At 66.3% G+C, this 14,256-nt stretch carries 17 protein-coding genes; 8 read left to right on the top strand and 9 right to left on the bottom strand.

The window, feature by feature from the left end; genetic code table 11:
- Window positions 1-89: 89 nt before the first annotated feature.
- Both qcrC and ctaE read right to left on the bottom strand, forming a co-directional pair.
- Window positions 90-878 carry a cytochrome bc1 complex diheme cytochrome c subunit gene (qcrC, locus tag Q9R02_RS02370; protein WP_305995025.1) on the bottom strand — a complete coding sequence of 263 codons (789 nt, stop codon included), beginning with the start codon at window positions 876-878 and terminating at the stop codon, window positions 90-92.
- An 85-nt stretch (window positions 879-963) separates the two neighbouring features.
- Complete coding sequence (ctaE, locus tag Q9R02_RS02365) at window positions 964-1,602, bottom strand: aa3-type cytochrome oxidase subunit III (RefSeq protein ID WP_437124363.1); 639 nt, start codon at window positions 1,600-1,602, stop codon at window positions 964-966.
- 162 nt (window positions 1,603-1,764) lie between these two features.
- On the opposite strand from ctaE, the gene trpD reads away from it, so the two are divergent.
- The gene (gene trpD / locus Q9R02_RS02360; protein WP_305995023.1) at window positions 1,765-2,823 is read left to right on the top strand and encodes an anthranilate phosphoribosyltransferase; all 1,059 of its coding nucleotides are present in this window, start codon (window positions 1,765-1,767) and stop codon (window positions 2,821-2,823) included.
- 82 nt (window positions 2,824-2,905) lie between these two features.
- On the opposite strand, the gene Q9R02_RS02355 is transcribed toward trpD, so the two are convergent.
- The 4 genes from Q9R02_RS02355 to Q9R02_RS02340 all read right to left on the bottom strand — a co-directional run bounded on the left by Q9R02_RS02355 (window position 2,906) and on the right by Q9R02_RS02340 (window position 5,169).
- A complete protein-coding gene (locus Q9R02_RS02355) occupies window positions 2,906-3,187 on the bottom strand; it encodes an Lrp/AsnC family transcriptional regulator (protein WP_305995022.1) in 282 nt (93 codons plus the stop codon).
- Window positions 3,188-3,236: 49 nt separating this feature from the next.
- Window positions 3,237-3,629, bottom strand: a complete 393-nt coding sequence (locus Q9R02_RS02350) for a DUF3054 domain-containing protein (RefSeq protein ID WP_305995021.1) — start codon at window positions 3,627-3,629, stop codon at window positions 3,237-3,239.
- 15 nt (window positions 3,630-3,644) lie between these two features.
- Window positions 3,645-4,802 (bottom strand): 23S rRNA (uracil(747)-C(5))-methyltransferase RlmC, encoded by a 1,158-nt coding sequence (rlmC, locus tag Q9R02_RS02345; protein WP_305995020.1) that lies wholly within the window; start codon window positions 4,800-4,802, stop codon window positions 3,645-3,647.
- Between the two features lie 88 nt (window positions 4,803-4,890).
- On the bottom strand, window positions 4,891-5,169 hold the full coding sequence (locus Q9R02_RS02340; RefSeq protein ID WP_305995019.1) for a GlsB/YeaQ/YmgE family stress response membrane protein: 279 nt from the start codon (window positions 5,167-5,169) through the stop codon (window positions 4,891-4,893).
- Between the two features lie 171 nt (window positions 5,170-5,340).
- On the opposite strand from Q9R02_RS02340, the gene Q9R02_RS02335 reads away from it, so the two are divergent.
- Window positions 5,341-7,293 carry a penicillin-binding transpeptidase domain-containing protein gene (locus Q9R02_RS02335; protein ID WP_305995018.1) on the top strand — a complete coding sequence of 651 codons (1,953 nt, stop codon included), beginning with the start codon at window positions 5,341-5,343 and terminating at the stop codon, window positions 7,291-7,293.
- 76 nt (window positions 7,294-7,369) lie between these two features.
- Here Q9R02_RS02335 and Q9R02_RS02330 read toward each other — a convergent pair whose 3' ends face one another.
- Both Q9R02_RS02330 and Q9R02_RS02325 read right to left on the bottom strand, forming a co-directional pair.
- Window positions 7,370-8,296 carry an ABC transporter substrate-binding protein gene (locus Q9R02_RS02330; protein ID WP_305995017.1) on the bottom strand — a complete coding sequence of 309 codons (927 nt, stop codon included), beginning with the start codon at window positions 8,294-8,296 and terminating at the stop codon, window positions 7,370-7,372.
- Between the two features lie 103 nt (window positions 8,297-8,399).
- On the bottom strand, window positions 8,400-9,029 hold the full coding sequence (locus Q9R02_RS02325; protein WP_305995016.1) for a TetR/AcrR family transcriptional regulator: 630 nt from the start codon (window positions 9,027-9,029) through the stop codon (window positions 8,400-8,402).
- Window positions 9,030-9,181: 152 nt separating this feature from the next.
- Between Q9R02_RS02325 and Q9R02_RS02320 the strand changes: the two genes are divergently transcribed.
- The 4 genes from Q9R02_RS02320 (at window position 9,182) to Q9R02_RS02305 (ending at window position 12,589) form a co-directional block, all read left to right on the top strand.
- Window positions 9,182-10,771, top strand: coding sequence for a phytoene desaturase family protein (locus Q9R02_RS02320; protein ID WP_425279192.1), 1,590 nt, complete (start codon window positions 9,182-9,184; stop codon window positions 10,769-10,771).
- Between the two features lie 311 nt (window positions 10,772-11,082).
- Complete coding sequence (locus Q9R02_RS02315) at window positions 11,083-11,640, top strand: 2-oxo-4-hydroxy-4-carboxy-5-ureidoimidazoline decarboxylase (protein WP_305995014.1); 558 nt, start codon at window positions 11,083-11,085, stop codon at window positions 11,638-11,640.
- Between the two features lie 65 nt (window positions 11,641-11,705).
- Window positions 11,706-12,263 (top strand): GNAT family N-acetyltransferase, encoded by a 558-nt coding sequence (locus Q9R02_RS02310; protein WP_305995013.1) that lies wholly within the window; start codon window positions 11,706-11,708, stop codon window positions 12,261-12,263.
- A gap of 35 nt (window positions 12,264-12,298) precedes the next feature.
- Window positions 12,299-12,589: a DUF2277 domain-containing protein gene (locus tag Q9R02_RS02305; protein ID WP_305995012.1), complete on the top strand. Its 291-nt coding sequence runs from the start codon at window positions 12,299-12,301 to the stop codon at window positions 12,587-12,589.
- 24 nt (window positions 12,590-12,613) lie between these two features.
- Here the strand turns inward: Q9R02_RS02305 and Q9R02_RS02300 are convergent, their stop codons facing one another.
- Window positions 12,614-13,201 carry a hypothetical protein gene (locus tag Q9R02_RS02300; protein ID WP_305995011.1) on the bottom strand — a complete coding sequence of 196 codons (588 nt, stop codon included), beginning with the start codon at window positions 13,199-13,201 and terminating at the stop codon, window positions 12,614-12,616.
- 73 nt (window positions 13,202-13,274) lie between these two features.
- Between Q9R02_RS02300 and Q9R02_RS02295 the strand changes: the two genes are divergently transcribed.
- Window positions 13,275-13,742 (top strand): NUDIX hydrolase, encoded by a 468-nt coding sequence (locus Q9R02_RS02295; protein WP_305995010.1) that lies wholly within the window; start codon window positions 13,275-13,277, stop codon window positions 13,740-13,742.
- A 68-nt stretch (window positions 13,743-13,810) separates the two neighbouring features.
- Window positions 13,811-14,251 (top strand): SRPBCC family protein, encoded by a 441-nt coding sequence (locus Q9R02_RS02290; protein WP_305995009.1) that lies wholly within the window; start codon window positions 13,811-13,813, stop codon window positions 14,249-14,251.
- Window positions 14,252-14,256: the final 5 nt, after the last annotated feature.

Genomic DNA, 14,256 nt, shown 5'->3' with positions numbered 1-14,256 from the left:
CCCCTTTTTCCCTCTCTGAGTTCGGCTATTGCCGAGGATCTTCAATGTCTACGCCGCCGTCAGAACAGCGGCCAAGTGTTGCTGCGGCGTCAGCTGCTGCGAGACGTCAGCCAGATGGTGAAGCCGATGATCACTGCCAGACCTGCGGTCCAGACGAAGAGGCCTTCGGAGACCGGACCCAGCGAGCCGAGCTCGGCTCCACCCGGGGACGGGTTGCTCTCGATGGTCTTCAGGAAGGTGATGATGTCGCGCTTGCTCTCCGGCGAGATGTTGGCGTCACTGAAGACGGGCATGTTCTGCGGGCCGGTGACCATGGCCTCGTAGATGTGCGCGCTCGAAACGCCATGCAGGCTCGGGGCGTACTTGCCGCGGGTCAGCGCGCCACCGGCGGCGGCCGCGTTGTGGCACATGGCGCAGTTCACGCGGAACAGTTCGCCGCCCTTGGCGGCGTCGCCCTGACCATCGGTGATGTGAGCGTCCGGCACGCTGGGGCCGGGGGCCAGGGACGCCACGTAGGCGGCCAGCTGGTGGGTCTGCTCCTCGTTGAACTGAGCCGGCTTGACCTGGGCCTGAGGGCCGTCCATCTGCATGGGCATACGGCCGGTGCCGACCTGGAAGTCGACAGCCGCGGCGCCGACGCCCACGAGAGACGGACCGGCTTGAGTGCCGGAGGCACCCATGCCATGGCAGGTGGAGCAGTTGGCCACGAAGAGCTTCTTGCCTTCAGCGACATCGCTGGCGCTGTAGCTCTGAGTGTCGGCCTTGGCCTGGTTTGCCGTGGAGGCCGCAGCATAGAGGCCACCGGTGAAGAGCAGGCCCAACAACAGCAAGGCGATTGCCGCGAGCGGATGACGTCGCTTCAGGGAGAGTGCCTTCACTTGGTGGTTCCTTCGATCGATCGTGCACATGCCTGCCCGGCAGGTGCGGTGTTTTCTTTGCCGTGTTCCGTGCTCAAGGAACTTGTCACTTCAGGACGTAGATGACCAGGAAGAGGCCGATCCACACGACGTCCACGAAGTGCCAGTAGTAAGAGGTCACGATCGCGGATGTCGCTTCGAAGTGACCGAACTTCTTGGCCGCGAACGAGCGGCCGAGGATGAACAGGAAGGCAATCAGACCGCCGATGACGTGCAGGCCGTGGAAGCCCGTGGTCATGTAGAAGGCGGAGCCATACGCGTTGGCGTTCAGGGTCACGTGCTCGCTGGTGAGCATGGCGTACTCCGTGGACTGACCGGCCACGAAGAAGGCGCCCATGAGGAACGTCAGGATGAACCACTCGTTCATACCCCAACGGGCGAACTGGAACAGGCCTCCCGAGCGACGGGGCTGCAGGCGCTCGGCCGCGAAGACACCCATCTGGCAGGTGAAGGAGGAGAGCACCAGGACGATGGTGTTCACCAGCGCGAAGGGGAAGTTCAGCTTCGCAGTCTCCTCGCTCCACAACTCACCGGAGGTGGAGCGCAAGGTGAAGTACATGGCAAAAAGGCCGGCGAAGAACATCAGCTCGCTGGACAGCCACACCACGGTCCCAACGGAAACCATGTTTGGCCTGTTCAGCGTGGGATGCGCCGGGGTACTGGGGGCATGAGTCGCTGTGGTCACATAGACATTATGTCTGCAAAACCGCGCACTGCCCAACGCAAAGCGCCGTTTCGCCCGACTTTTTCTACAGAGCTGCGAAAACAGCCGCGGATTTCCGGCTCCGGGACCGTGCGGCAGTTCACATTGCGGGCGTGACGGCCATGCGTCGATAGGATCTGTACTGTGACTAACGACGTTCAGACCCCGCGAGTTCCCTGGAGCTGGCCACTGTTGATCGGCAGCCTCATCAAGGGCGAGGATCTGCCCTCCGAGGCCACCGAGTGGGCCATGGGCGAGGTCATGGACGGGGCCGCCACTCCGGCGCGTCTTGCCGGTTTTCTCGTCGGCCTTCGCGCGAAGGGAGAGACCGTCGAGGAGATCGACGGCCTGGCCGCGGCCATGTTGGCCCGCGCGGAGCGGATCACCGTCCCGGGCGATGCCCTGGACATCGTCGGCACCGGCGGTGACGGCCTGGACACCGTCAACATCTCCACGATGTCCTCCCTCGTGGTGGTCGGCGCGGGACACACGGTCGTCAAGCACGGCAATCGGGGGGCCTCCACCAAGACCGGGTCGGCGGATGTGATTGAAGCTCTCGGCGTGCGACTGGATCTGCCGGTGCGGCGCGTGGCCGAGATCGCCCGCGAAGTGGGGATCACCCTCTGCTTCGCCCAGGTGTTCCACCCTTCACTCCGGCATGCGGGCGCGGTCCGGAAGGAGCTCGGAGTTCCGACCTCCTTCAATGTCCTCGGACCGCTGACCAACCCGGCCGGCGTCACGGCGCAGGCTTTGGGGGTGGCCAATGAGCGGATGGCCCCGCTGATGGCGGGGGTGCTGGCCCGGCGAGGCACACGGGGGCTGGTGTTCCGCGGTGACGACGGCCGGGACAAGATCACCACCTCCGGTTCGTCCACCATCTGGGAGGTGCGCGACGGCGCGGTGACCGAGCACCGCTTCGACCCCCGTGACTTCGGCGTCGGCCTGGTCCCCGTCGAGGCACTCAAAGGTTCAGACGCGGAGAGCAATGCTCAGCTCGTCCGCCGCTTCCTGGCCGGAGAACGCGGACCCGTGCGCGACGCCGTCGTGCTCAATGCCGCCGCCGGCCTGGTCGCCGCAGACCCGGCCCACGATGGTTCTCTGACGGACCGGCTGCTCGCCGCGCAGAAGACGGCCGAAGAATCCATCGACTCCGGCGCAGCGGCCGAGGTGCTCGAACGCTGGGTCGCCGCGAGCCGCAGCTGAGCCGCCACCGCGGTCAATGACGAGAAAGGGGCACCGGAATGATCCGGTGCCCCTTCGTCTGTCGTTACATTCTTGCGGGCGGTCAGCCCTCGAAACCCATCGAGTACGCCTCGTCGAGATCCGCCTTGGAATACGAGCGGAACGCTATATGCGTGGTGGTGTGAACGACGGCCGGGACCTTGGACAGACGGTCGGCGATCACGTCGGCGAGATCCTCATGCCTGCTGACCTTGGCGATGGCGATGAGATCCCATTCGCCGGTGACGGAGTAGACCTCCTCGATGCCCTCGATGGCGGCGATCTGCTGAGCGGACTCGGGAATCGATGAGGTGTCCGTCTTGATGTGCACGAAAGCGGTGATCACGGCTGGCCTTCCTGGCGTCGACGTCGGGTGATGCTTTGGGAGAACTCTATTACAGCGTCTTGAGCTTCGACCGCAGCGCGGAGATGATGAGGCAGACGACGCGCCAGCCCAGGAGCATCAACGCCAGGAAGAGGGACGCCACGATGATGAAGGCGAGCACCACCACCTGACCCGTCAGCGCGCGGAGCAGCATTCCGCCGATGAGCGCCCCGAGCCACACGCCGACGCCGGCCGGCCAGATGCGGGAGGGAGAGCGCCACGCCCGCACGACACCCCAGCCGAGGGCAGCCCCAACGAGGAAGGGCCAGGCGGTGGCCAGAATGCCGAGCACACCCTCGCCCTGGTGGTGGGCGTCGCGTCCGATCCCGGCGAAGAGCAGGATCAGGGCCGCGTCCAGGACGATCGCCAGCCAGAGTTTCGCGGACTTGCCACGGGTTTTCATGTCAACCTCCGGAGGTCAGGAAGGACGACGGCGCAGCAACACCATCGTCTCGTAGTGGTGGCTCTGCGGGAACATGTCCATGAGCCGGAGCTGCTGGGGGACCAGGCTCGGCATGCGCGCCAGGTCCTTGGCCAGGGTGACCGCATTGCAGCTGGAATAGACCACGTGCTCCACCGAGGAGGCCTCGAGAAGATCGGCCAGCTCGGGGCCGAGCCCACGCCGCGGCGGGTTCACAATGACCATCTCGGGGAGCGAGGTCTGCTCGCGGACGAACGCCGTGGCGTCCCCGACGAGGAAGTTCACGCCGGCCAGTCCCGCCTCGGCCGCGCTGAGGCGCGCACTGGCCACGGCCTCCCCGCTCAGCTCGATGCCGGTGACGCCGCGTGCGGCCGCTCCGCCGTCGTGCTCCTGCAGACGGGAGGCCGTGTGCAGCGCGAAGCCGCCCACACCGCAATAGAGGTCCCAGAGGCTCGCCGGCGCGATCTCCTGAACCCAGGCGCCGCCCTGACGATAGAGCTCTCGCGCCACCGCCGTGTTGGTCTGGAAGAAGCTTCGTGTCCGCAAATGCAGCGTGACATCGTCCAGGCGCATGGGAAGCGATTCCTGCTCCGTCAGGAGGATCTCCTCCTCGCCTTCCAGAACCGCTTTGTGTTCCGGATGGATGTTCGCGGAGATCACGACGGCGGTGGGCAGTCGCTCACACAGCCAGGGCAGCGATTCGCGGATGGCCGGGACCTGACGTGCGCTGCGCAGCACGAAGCGGAGCATGAGCTCTCCGTCGGGGGACTCCGTCAGAAGGACGTACTTCAGTTCGCCGTGCCGCCGTGGGACCGAATACGGTTCCAGCCCCACGTGCGTGATGAAGCCGGCGATCACCGGAAGGGCTGCGGTCAGGCCGGGGGAGCACAGGCCGCAGGAGCGGAGGTCGATCCCGGCGCCATCGGTGTCGAGAATGCCCAGCGTCGGCTCTGCGGCCGTTCCGGCCACGGCCATCTTGGCCTTGTTCCGGAAGCCCGACTCGCTCGCGGCGAAGGTCGGAAGCCACACCGGCTCCGGAAGCCCTGAAAGCTGCTGACGGAGATGCCGCTCTTTGCGCTCCAACTGGTCCGGATAAGGGACGCCCATCTCCGTGCACGAACGGCACGTTCCGGCGTCGAAATAGTCACATTGCATGGCTGTTCCAGTTTAGCGTTCGCGGCCCAGGTCCAGGACACAAGGAAGGGGCCGACGCGAGACGCCGGTCCCTTCATATACCTGGGGATCAGTGGCTGGTCCGGTGCTCATGTCCCCTGTGGCTGAAGAGGCCGAAGAGGAACAGCACCACGGCCGAACCCACAATGGACAGGATCCAAGTCTGCAGGCTCCAGAAGCCCGCCAATCCCACGTTGAAGACGACGCCGCCGATCCAGCCGCCCAGGATGGCCCCGACAACGCCCAGGATCAAAGTGGTAACCCAACCACCGCCGTGCTCACCGGGCATGATCATCTTGGCGATCGCACCGCAAATGAGACCCAGTACAAGGAAAGCCAGGAAACTCATGGTCTGCTCCTCTTTTCCAGTTTATGCAGGTACGTGGCGAATGCCATGACCTAGAATCGATTATCCGCCGTTCTCCGCGCTTATACCAGATCCCCCAGATTCAGACAACGAAGCAATATCCCCGCATGTCACAGTGGCCTGCGGCCGACGATGTCGGAGCCCCGCGGCATAATGGCGCACGTGGGGAAAACACGGATCATCATCAGCACAGTGACCGCCGCCCTCCTCGTGGGTGGCCTGACCGCCTGCGATGACGGGAGGAAAGGCGCCGAGGCGGCCTCGCAGCAGCTGGCCTCCGCCCTCGCCGCGCTGGACGCCGGAAAGGCACCCTTCGACGCCGGCGGGACTTCGGACGTGCCGGCGGCACTCAAGGAGATCACGGCCGGCATGGGCTCGTCCCGCCCAGTGGTGACCGTCTCGTCCGTGAATCTGGACGGGCAGAAGGCCACGGCGTCGCTCACCTTCGACTGGCCGCTCTCCGGGAGTCATTGGAAGTACTCCACCCAGGCGCACCTGGGCAAGGACGGCGACAGCTGGAAGACCCAGTGGCAGCCAGATCTTCTGGCCCCGGGGCTGCAGCAAGGAGAGACGCTCACGGTCTCGACCACCGCCCCGCCCCGAGCGGACATCACCGGCGCCGGAAATGCGGTGCTGGTGACGAACCGCCCTGTGCTGGAACTGGGCTTGGACAAGTCCCGACTGGGCGGCAAGGACCCGGTCGCAGTGGCCGGGCAGCTGGCCAAGCTCGCGGACGTTGACGCGGGCGAGTTCGCCGCCCGAGTCAAGACGGCAGGCGCGCAGGCGTTCGTGTCAGCCATCACCTACCGTGCGGACTCCCCGGAAGCCAAGGCCCTCACCCCGGACAAGCTCGCATCCATCCCCGGAGCTCGCACCGTGGACAGCACCCTCGCTCTGGCGCCGGACAGGACGTTCGCGCGCGCGGTGCTCGGAACGGTCGGCGAGGTCACGGCGGAGCAGGTGGAGAAATCCAAGGGTGAGCTGAAGGCCGGCGACATGGCCGGCCTCGGCGGCCTCCAATCACGTTATGACCGGCAGCTCCGTGGGACGTCCGGGGTGGAGGTCCACGCCGTGAAAGCACAGAGTGGGTCCTCCTCTCAGGAGGCCGACACCCAGAAGGACTCGAGGGTCCTGTTCGAGGAGAAGCCCACACCCGGTCAGCCGCTGAAGACAACACTGGACGTGCGCTTGCAGCAGCTGGCGGACAGCACCCTGTCCAAGGTCACGAATACGGCGTCGGCTCTCGTGGCGATCCGCCCCTCGGACGGCGCCGTTCTCGCGGCCGCGTCAGGACCGGGCAGCAACGGTTACAACACCGCGATGCTCGGCCAGTACGCGCCGGGGTCCACGTTCAAGATCGTGGATTCACTGGCGCTGGTCCGCGACGGCAAGTCGCCATCCTCCACCGTGTCCTGCACTCCGTCCGTGACGGTGGACGGGCGGGTGTTCAAGAACGCCCCCGGCTATCCGGAGTCGGCGATGGGGCAGGTTCCACTGGAGACCGCGTTCGCCCATTCGTGCAACACCGCCTTCATCAACGCACGCGACACCGTCACGCAAGCGCAGCAGGAAAGCGCCGCCCGCGGCCTAGGCGTCGGTCTTCCCGAGAGCGACCTCGGCTTCGACGCGTTCCTGGGGTCCGTCCCAGAGACCGCTTCCGGCACCGAACACGCCGCTTCCATGATCGGACAGGGGAAGATCCTCCTCTCACCGCTGGCCGGTGCGGTCATGGCCGCTTCCGTCGCCAAGGGCGCACCGGTGACTCCGCACCTGGTGGCGGGGGAGACGGGCGCCGCTTCGTCATCGCCGTCGGCGCCGGTGATCGACAAGCCGATCACCGCGGCGGAGGCGGCCCCGCTCCGCCAGCTCATGAGAGCCGTGGTCACGTCCGGCCACGCCGGTTTCCTCTCGTCGGTCTCCGGAGCTCCGGTCGGCGCCAAGACCGGTACGGCCGAGTATGGGACCGAGAATCCGCCGAAGACCCACGCATGGATCGTCGCCACACACGGAGATCTGGCAGTGGCCGTCTTCGTGGACGACGGCGGATTCGGCGCCGAGACCAGCGGGCCGCTGCTCAAGGCGTTCCTGGACGGAGCCGCGGACTGAGGCTTCCACGGCGGGAAAGGGCACGGTGCGGCATCCGAGGATGCAGCACCGTGCCCCTCCTGTCAGGTTGCCGGAATCAGGCGCCGGCAGGGTTCACCTGGCTGGAGGAGATGGCGCCATCGGCGGTGCCCCAGGTGTCCAGGATCTTCTTGTAGCTGCCGTCCGCCATGAGCTCGGACACGGCCTTCTGGACGAGCGCCGCCCACGAGGTGTCCGTCTTGGCGATCGCGATGCCTTCGGGGGCGGAATCGTACGTCGAGCCGAGCTTTTCCAGCTGCCCTCCGGTCTGCTGGATGGCGTACCCGATGATCGGAGAGTCCGCCGCCATGGCGTCCAGGCCTCCGTTGACGAGCCGGGTGGTGACGTCCGATTGGTCCTTCAGCGAGACCACGTTGATCGGGCTCTTGCCGGCGGCCACACACTTCGCGCTCCGGTCCTTGAGATCCGGGTCCTCCTGAATGGTGGCGGTCTGGACACCGATGGATTTGCCGCAGACATCCTCCAGTGAGAAGCCCTTGGGGTTGCCCTTCTTGACCGCCCACGCAGTTCCGGCGTTGAAGTAGCTGACGAAGTTGACCGCCTGCATCCGCTCCTTCGTGATGGTGTAGGAGCTCACCCCCAGGTCGTACTTCGGACCCAGGGAGGACAGGATTCCGCTGAAGTCGGCGCTCTGGATCTCGGTCTTCAGACCCAGCTTGGCGCCGATGGCGCGGGCCAGATCAGCACCGTAGCCGGTGGGGGTGTGCCCGTCTTGACCGCCCAGGAACTCGGCCGGGGGATAGGTGGTGTCGGAGCCGACCAGCAGCGTTCCCCGCGCCTTGATGGCGGCCGGGACCTGGGAGGCGAGAGCCTCATCTTTCGCGACGGCCGCCGGATCGAAGGTGGACGAGCCGCTGGCGTCCGCGGCGCCGCCCGCGGAAGCGTTCGTGCACGCGGTCAGAGCCAGTAACGATACGGCGAAGAGTGCAGCGGTTCTGGTGACGGATTTCGGAGTGAACGTCATGGTGGTCCTTTGCCTGCGCGGTGCCGGGGAACCCTGGGATCCAGGGTGTGAGACACACTACACTGACTGACCAGTCAGTTGGCAAGGGAGGTCTTGCTCCCGGCTAGGCCGCCTGGACCATCGACTCCATCAGTGCTGCCCGGTCGGCATCGTTCAGCCCGAGTGAGTCGACGACGGCGCGTGCTGCCGCGCGCCGCAGCCGACGCATCCGGTCGCTGCCGCCACGCACGACGGCCTGTACGGCCGCGCCGTCCAGAATTCCGATAATCCCGACGACGGCGGCCTCCGGATCGGCGATGCGGAACACCCCGGCCTTGATCCCGTCGAGGACGAGTTCCAGGAACGCGTCCTCCCAGGAGTCGTTTAGCCGGACGATGGTCTCCCGAAGGGCGTCGTTCCGCTGCGCCGCAGACCATCCGTCAACCCAGATCCTCCAGCCCGTCACCTCATCATCCGGGCCATAGAGGCTGAGCGCGCGGCCCATCCGGCCGAGGACCGGCTGATCGTCCTTGACGATCGCACGCAGCGCCTGAAGGCCATGATCGACCACGAAGGCGAACGCCTCCGCGATGAGCTGGTCCTTACTCTCGAAGTGGTAGAAGATCAGGCCGTTACTGACACCGAGCGACTTCGCGACGTCGGCCGCGCGGATTCCCGCAATGCCGCGGACCGTGAACTGCTCAATGGCCGCCTCAAGGATCTCTTCGCGCCGCACCTGGGTTCGATTGCTCACCATCGCTCGATCCTATCCGCCGCGAGGCCAGCGTAGCGTAGCTCCCCGCTGGATTCGCAGCAACACCGTTTACACGGAACATGGGCGTGTGTAGGCTCTCACTCTGACTGATCAGTCAGTCAATTTGGAACGACGAGAAGGCGATGATGTGCATGTCCGCAACCACACCGGCCCCTGACTACGATGCTGTGATCGTCGGGGGTGGCCATAACGGGCTCACCGCCGCCGCCTATCTGGCGAAGGCTGGGCTTTCCGTGGCCGTCCTGGAGCGCCTCGGTTCGACCGGGGGAGCGGCCGTCAGCAAGACGGCGTTCACGGGGCTCAGCGCACGGCTTTCCCGGTATTCCTACCTGGTGAGCCTGATGCCCGAACGGATCAAGGAGGATCTGGGACTCGAGCTCACGCTGGCCCGGCGCCGCTACTCCTCGTACACGCCGGTGCCGGGCGACGAGAGTGGGCTCGGCCTGCTGATCGACAACGGCGATCCTCACATCACGAAGGACTCCTTTACGCGGATCGGCGCGAGCGATGACGCCGCGGCGTTCTCCGCACTGAATTCCGACCTGCTTCGAGTGGCTGAGGCGATGTGGCCGAGCGTCACCGAACCGCTGCCCACCCGCAGTGAGGCAAAAGCGCGCCTGAACGACGACGCGCTCTGGGAGTCGGTGTTCGAGCGTCCCATCGGTGAACTCATCGAATCGCGCCTCGGAGACGACCTGGTCAGGGGAGTGGTGGCCACTGACGCACTGATCGGCACCTTCGCAGACACCCGGGACGGGGACCTGGCCCAGAACCGGTGCTTCCTGTACCACGTCATCGGCGGCGGGACGGGGGACTGGGACGTACCGGTCGGCGGCATGGGACAGGTGACTGGACAGCTGGCGGACGCAGCCCGCGCAGCGGGCGCAGTCATCCTGACCGGAGCCGAAGTCTCCTCGATCAGCCCCGACGGCGAGGTCAGGTTCACGCACGAAGGAGCGCAACGCGCCGTCGTCGGCGGCACTGTCCTGGCCGGCGTCGCCCCCTATGTCCTCAACCGCCTGCTGGGCAAGCCGGAAGACCGCTCCGAGCGGCCGGAGGGGGCCCAGGTGAAGGTGAACCTGCTGCTGAAGAGGCTCCCGAAGCTTCGCGATGAGAACATCGCGGCCGAAGCGGCATTCGGCGGGACGTTCCACATCAACGAGAAATACTCGCAGCTCGCCCAGGCCTATCACGAGGCGGATCAGGGCGAGGTGCCGGAGATCCTGCCCTGTGAGATCTACTGCCATTCGCTCACCGATCCGTCGATCCTGGGGCCCGAACTGGCGGCACAGGGCGCGCAGACCCTGACGGTGTTCGGCCTGCACGTGCCGGATCGTCTGCTGACGGCCGAGAACAATGACGAGATGCGGGCGCGGCTGCAGCGTGCCGTGCTCGACTCGCTCAATTCGGTGCTGGCGGAGCCGATCGAGGACGTCCTCATGCTCGACGGCGAGGGCAATCCGTGCGTCGAGACGAAGACCACGCTCGACCTCGAGGAGGCCCTGGCGATGCCGGGCGGCAACATCTTCCATGCGCCGCTGTCATGGCCATTCGCGGAGGACGACGAGGTTCTCGACACCCCGGCCAAGCGCTGGGGTGTGGCGACGGAGCACGACCGCATCCTGCTTTGCGGCTCGGGTGCCGTGCGTGGCGGCGGCGTCAGCGGCATCGCCGGGCACAATGCGGCCCAAGCGGTGCTGGAGGCGCTCGGACGACGGTAAGTGAGCGCCTCTGATCAGTGGGGTCCGCCGGATACCGGTGGGCCCCACCGGCGAAGGCGCGGTGGCCTGCGATGGAGCCGGTCACCTCGGCGGGGAGGGTTCTCAGAACATTAGTTGACATAATGTGGATTATCGGCTTATCGCCGACGGGCGAGGAAGCGGTTCAGGAAACGCCTGTTTGCTGGAGGCACGCGAGTCGAGCGGACGTCATATTCCTAAGACGTCTGACGAAAGTATGGATTTCCTTCGGACCGCATGAGACGCTTCGTGAACCTGGACGTCAGGGATTCCGGCCATGAAAGGAAACTGCTGTGAACACATCGATCGGATCCCTTGGAGTCCAGCGGCTCAACGAACTTTCCCATGACGAGTTCATCAAGGTCCTGCCGGAACTGTGCCATCTTCCCGTGGAAGACTGGGCCGTCGACGTCGAACGCCAGAGACCGTTTGCCGACTTCGACGACCTGATCACGAAGGCTCAGTCTGCTGTAACCGCGCTCAGCGACGACAATGTGGTCGCATCCCACGTGGGACTGAGGCGCCTGGGAACCCGCCACGACGGCTTCAGCGGCCGGCGATTGCGCTGGGCCAAGCAGGAATCCGCCCGCATGGACCGGGACGAGGAGGCGCTGCAGGAGCTCAACGAGGCCCAGGACGCCTACGAGGCGAAGTTCGGCCACGTCGTCCTCATCTACGCGACCGGACTGACCAATGACGACATGCTGGCGGCACTCCGGCGCAGGGTGACGCACTCCCCCGAGGCCGAGAACGACGAGATCCGGGTGGAACTGGGCAAGCTGGTGGCACTTCGCCTCACCAAGCTCGTCGCGGAGCTGGACGATCCGGAAGCGTCGCTCACGGAATCCTGAACAGGCTCCCGGCGGCGTAGGCTCGCACCATGAACGCTTCCGGACCGGACCATGTACGTCAGACGATGACAGTCAGACCAGAGCGTCCCAGCGACTACGCGGCGGTGCGAGCCGTGGTGGCGGCAGCGTTCCGCGGCGCCGGCCACGCCGCTCCGCCGCTGGACGCCACCGGGGATCCCGGCGAAGCCGTCCTGGTCGAATGGCTCCGCAGTGACGCCGGATATCTGCCTGAGCTGGCCCTCGTCGCCGAGCTCGATGGTTCGGTGGTGGGTCACGTGCTGTGCACCCGGGCCTGGCTCGCTCCCGAAGACCCGGGCTCGCCGGACATCCCGGTGCTCGGCCTCGGACCGCTGGCCGTCAGCCCCGATCACCAGGGGCACGGCATCGGCTCTCGTCTCCTGAAGGAAGTCGTCAAAGCCGCGACCGGCGAAGACGAGCGTCTCATCGCCCTCCTCGGCGACCCGGGTTTCTACGGCCAACGCGGCTGGGAGCCTGCAAGCCGGCATGGCATCGCCGCCCCGGAGCCGGAGTGGGAGGACTTCTTCCAGGTCCGCCTGCTCCCGGCCGATGACGGCGCTCGCGGCCGCTTCCGCTATGCCGCACCGTTCGCCCGTCTCGAGTGAGCCCAGTGGAGGCCGCGTCGGCGTATCGTCGGATCATGTGCCGCAACATCCACACACTCCACAACTTCGAACCGGCCGCCACCTCGGATGAGGTGCTTGCCGCAGCCCTGCAATACGTCCGTAAGATCGCCGGAACCACCAAGCCGTCCAAGGCCAATCAGCCGGCGTTCGATCAGGCGGTCCATGACATCGCACACATCACCCAGCACCTCCTGGACGGACTGGTCGCCACCACGCCTCCGAAGAACCGCGAAGAGGAAGCCACCAAGGCCAAAGCCCGTGCACTCCGCTCGGGCCGCTATCCCGCCATGCAGCAGATCCCCTGACGGCCCCACTCCCCCGGACCGGCGTCACCTCGGAAGCCGCGCCACCAGCATCCTCAAGGGTTCCGGCACTTCGTCCTCGGCGAGTTCGCGAGCCAGTTCCCTTGCCAGCAGTTCCTTGCGGCCCGACGCGACTCCGCAGAAGCGGTGCAGTTGCTCCGCCAGCGGCCGGCTGGACCACGCCGGCTGCTGCTGCAGGGTGTCAAGCTTCACGCGCAGGCCCAGCCGGTCGATCACGCCAAGCACCCTGTCAGGGCCGAGGGCGCGGATCAGTTCGTCCTCAAGGTCGGCCCGGCAGACGAAGAATCCGAATTCCGGCAACTCACCGACGTCGGCCACCGGATGGCCCACGGCGTGCAGCGCCTTCATCACAAATCGGACTTCACCGCCGTCGCACAGGCCGAACGTCCCGGCGTCCGGACGTTCCAGGACACACTCGGTCAGGGCTTTCCGCATGTTGGTGACCCCGTCGAGACTGACCAGTTCCACACGCGCGAGGTCAACTCCCGCGCGTTCGGCGAGCACGGTGACGGCGGCGACGTCGCTGACGCCTTCGAGGAAGACCACCACCTCACGTGCTGCTCCGCGCAGCTCAACCCGGGCAATGTGCTCCATAGCCGCCCAGTCTGACAGTCCCCCGCTCGCGCCACAAGGGACCGCCGCCCCCGCCACGCGATACCGTGAAGTCATGCCGATCCCCGACTTCATCCTCCGCCTCCGCGAGAAGATCGGACACGATCCGCTCTGGCTGGCCGGTGTCACCGCCGTCGTCGTCCGCGATGCCGAAGTCCTGCTGGTGAAGCGCTCGGACAACGGCCGCTGGACGCCCGTCACCGGGATCATGGACCCCGGCGAGCTGCCGACGACGGCGGCGCTCAGGGAAGTCCTCGAAGAAACCGGAGTGACGTGCGAGCTGGGCTCCCTGGTCACCTTCGGCGTGACACCTCCCGTGGTGCACGTCAACGGAGACCAGGCACAATACCTGGAGATCGTCTTCCGATGTCCTTACGTGAGCGGCTTCGCGCACCCTGCTGACGACGAGTCCAGCGACGTCGCATGGTTCCCCCTCGACGCCCTCCCGCCCATGACTGAACGCTTCCGCGCCATGGTGCTGCAAGCGGCCCGCCACCGAGGAGAGCCGATCCTGGCGGTCTGAGAACGCCCGGCGGAGGGTACTGCCCAGGACTCTTGCCACGCACCGTCCTGCCCTGTTGGATTGGTTTCATGTCGAAAACCGTCAGCGCCAGCAACAGCATCGTGATCGCCAAGCCCGTCGAGGAGGTCTTCGTGTTCTTCGCCGACGCCGAGAACGACCCGAAGTGGCGCACCGGGGTCCAGTCCATTGAGCGGCAGGGCGACCTCGCCGTCGGTGTCGAATACCGTCAGACCGTCTCGGGTCCTGGCGGCAGGGCCATCCCGGCCGATGTCCGCGTCACCGCCTACGACCCGCCGAACCGCGTCGGCTTCGAAGGCATCGCGGGGCCCGTGCGGCCACGCGGCGAATACCGGGTGGAATCCACTGACGGCGGCGCACGGGTCACGTTCTCCCTCTCTGCCGAACTTGGCGGCCTGAAGGCTGTGGTGATGGCCGGCATGGTGCAGAAGACCATGGACTCCGAGGTCGCCGGTCTCAGCAAGGCGAAGACGGTTCTCGAAGGCTCCTGACGGGA

The organism is Arthrobacter horti, from assembly GCF_030731045.1.
GTDB classification, from domain to species: domain Bacteria; phylum Actinomycetota; class Actinomycetes; order Actinomycetales; family Micrococcaceae; genus Arthrobacter_E; species Arthrobacter_E nanjingensis.
This window is presented reverse-complemented; position numbering and strand designations above follow the sequence as displayed.

Coding starts and splice junctions, on each gene's coding strand:
- Q9R02_RS02350 (WP_305995021.1), bottom strand. CDS start 3,629: ATGAAAACCCGTGGCAAGTCCGCGAAACTCTGGCTGGCGATCGTCCTG.
- rlmC (WP_305995020.1), bottom strand. CDS start 4,802: ATGCAATGTGACTATTTCGACGCCGGAACGTGCCGTTCGTGCACGGAG.
- Q9R02_RS02340 (WP_305995019.1), bottom strand. CDS start 5,169: ATGAGTTTCCTGGCTTTCCTTGTACTGGGTCTCATTTGCGGTGCGATC.
- Q9R02_RS02335 (WP_305995018.1), top strand. CDS start 5,341: ATGGCGCACGTGGGGAAAACACGGATCATCATCAGCACAGTGACCGCC.
- Q9R02_RS02330 (WP_305995017.1), bottom strand. CDS start 8,296: ATGACGTTCACTCCGAAATCCGTCACCAGAACCGCTGCACTCTTCGCC.
- Q9R02_RS02320 (WP_425279192.1), top strand. CDS start 9,182: ATGTCCGCAACCACACCGGCCCCTGACTACGATGCTGTGATCGTCGGG.
- Q9R02_RS02310 (WP_305995013.1), top strand. CDS start 11,706: ATGACAGTCAGACCAGAGCGTCCCAGCGACTACGCGGCGGTGCGAGCC.
- Q9R02_RS02305 (WP_305995012.1), top strand. CDS start 12,299: ATGTGCCGCAACATCCACACACTCCACAACTTCGAACCGGCCGCCACC.
- Q9R02_RS02300 (WP_305995011.1), bottom strand. CDS start 13,201: ATGGAGCACATTGCCCGGGTTGAGCTGCGCGGAGCAGCACGTGAGGTG.
- Q9R02_RS02295 (WP_305995010.1), top strand. CDS start 13,275: ATGCCGATCCCCGACTTCATCCTCCGCCTCCGCGAGAAGATCGGACAC.
- Q9R02_RS02290 (WP_305995009.1), top strand. CDS start 13,811: ATGTCGAAAACCGTCAGCGCCAGCAACAGCATCGTGATCGCCAAGCCC.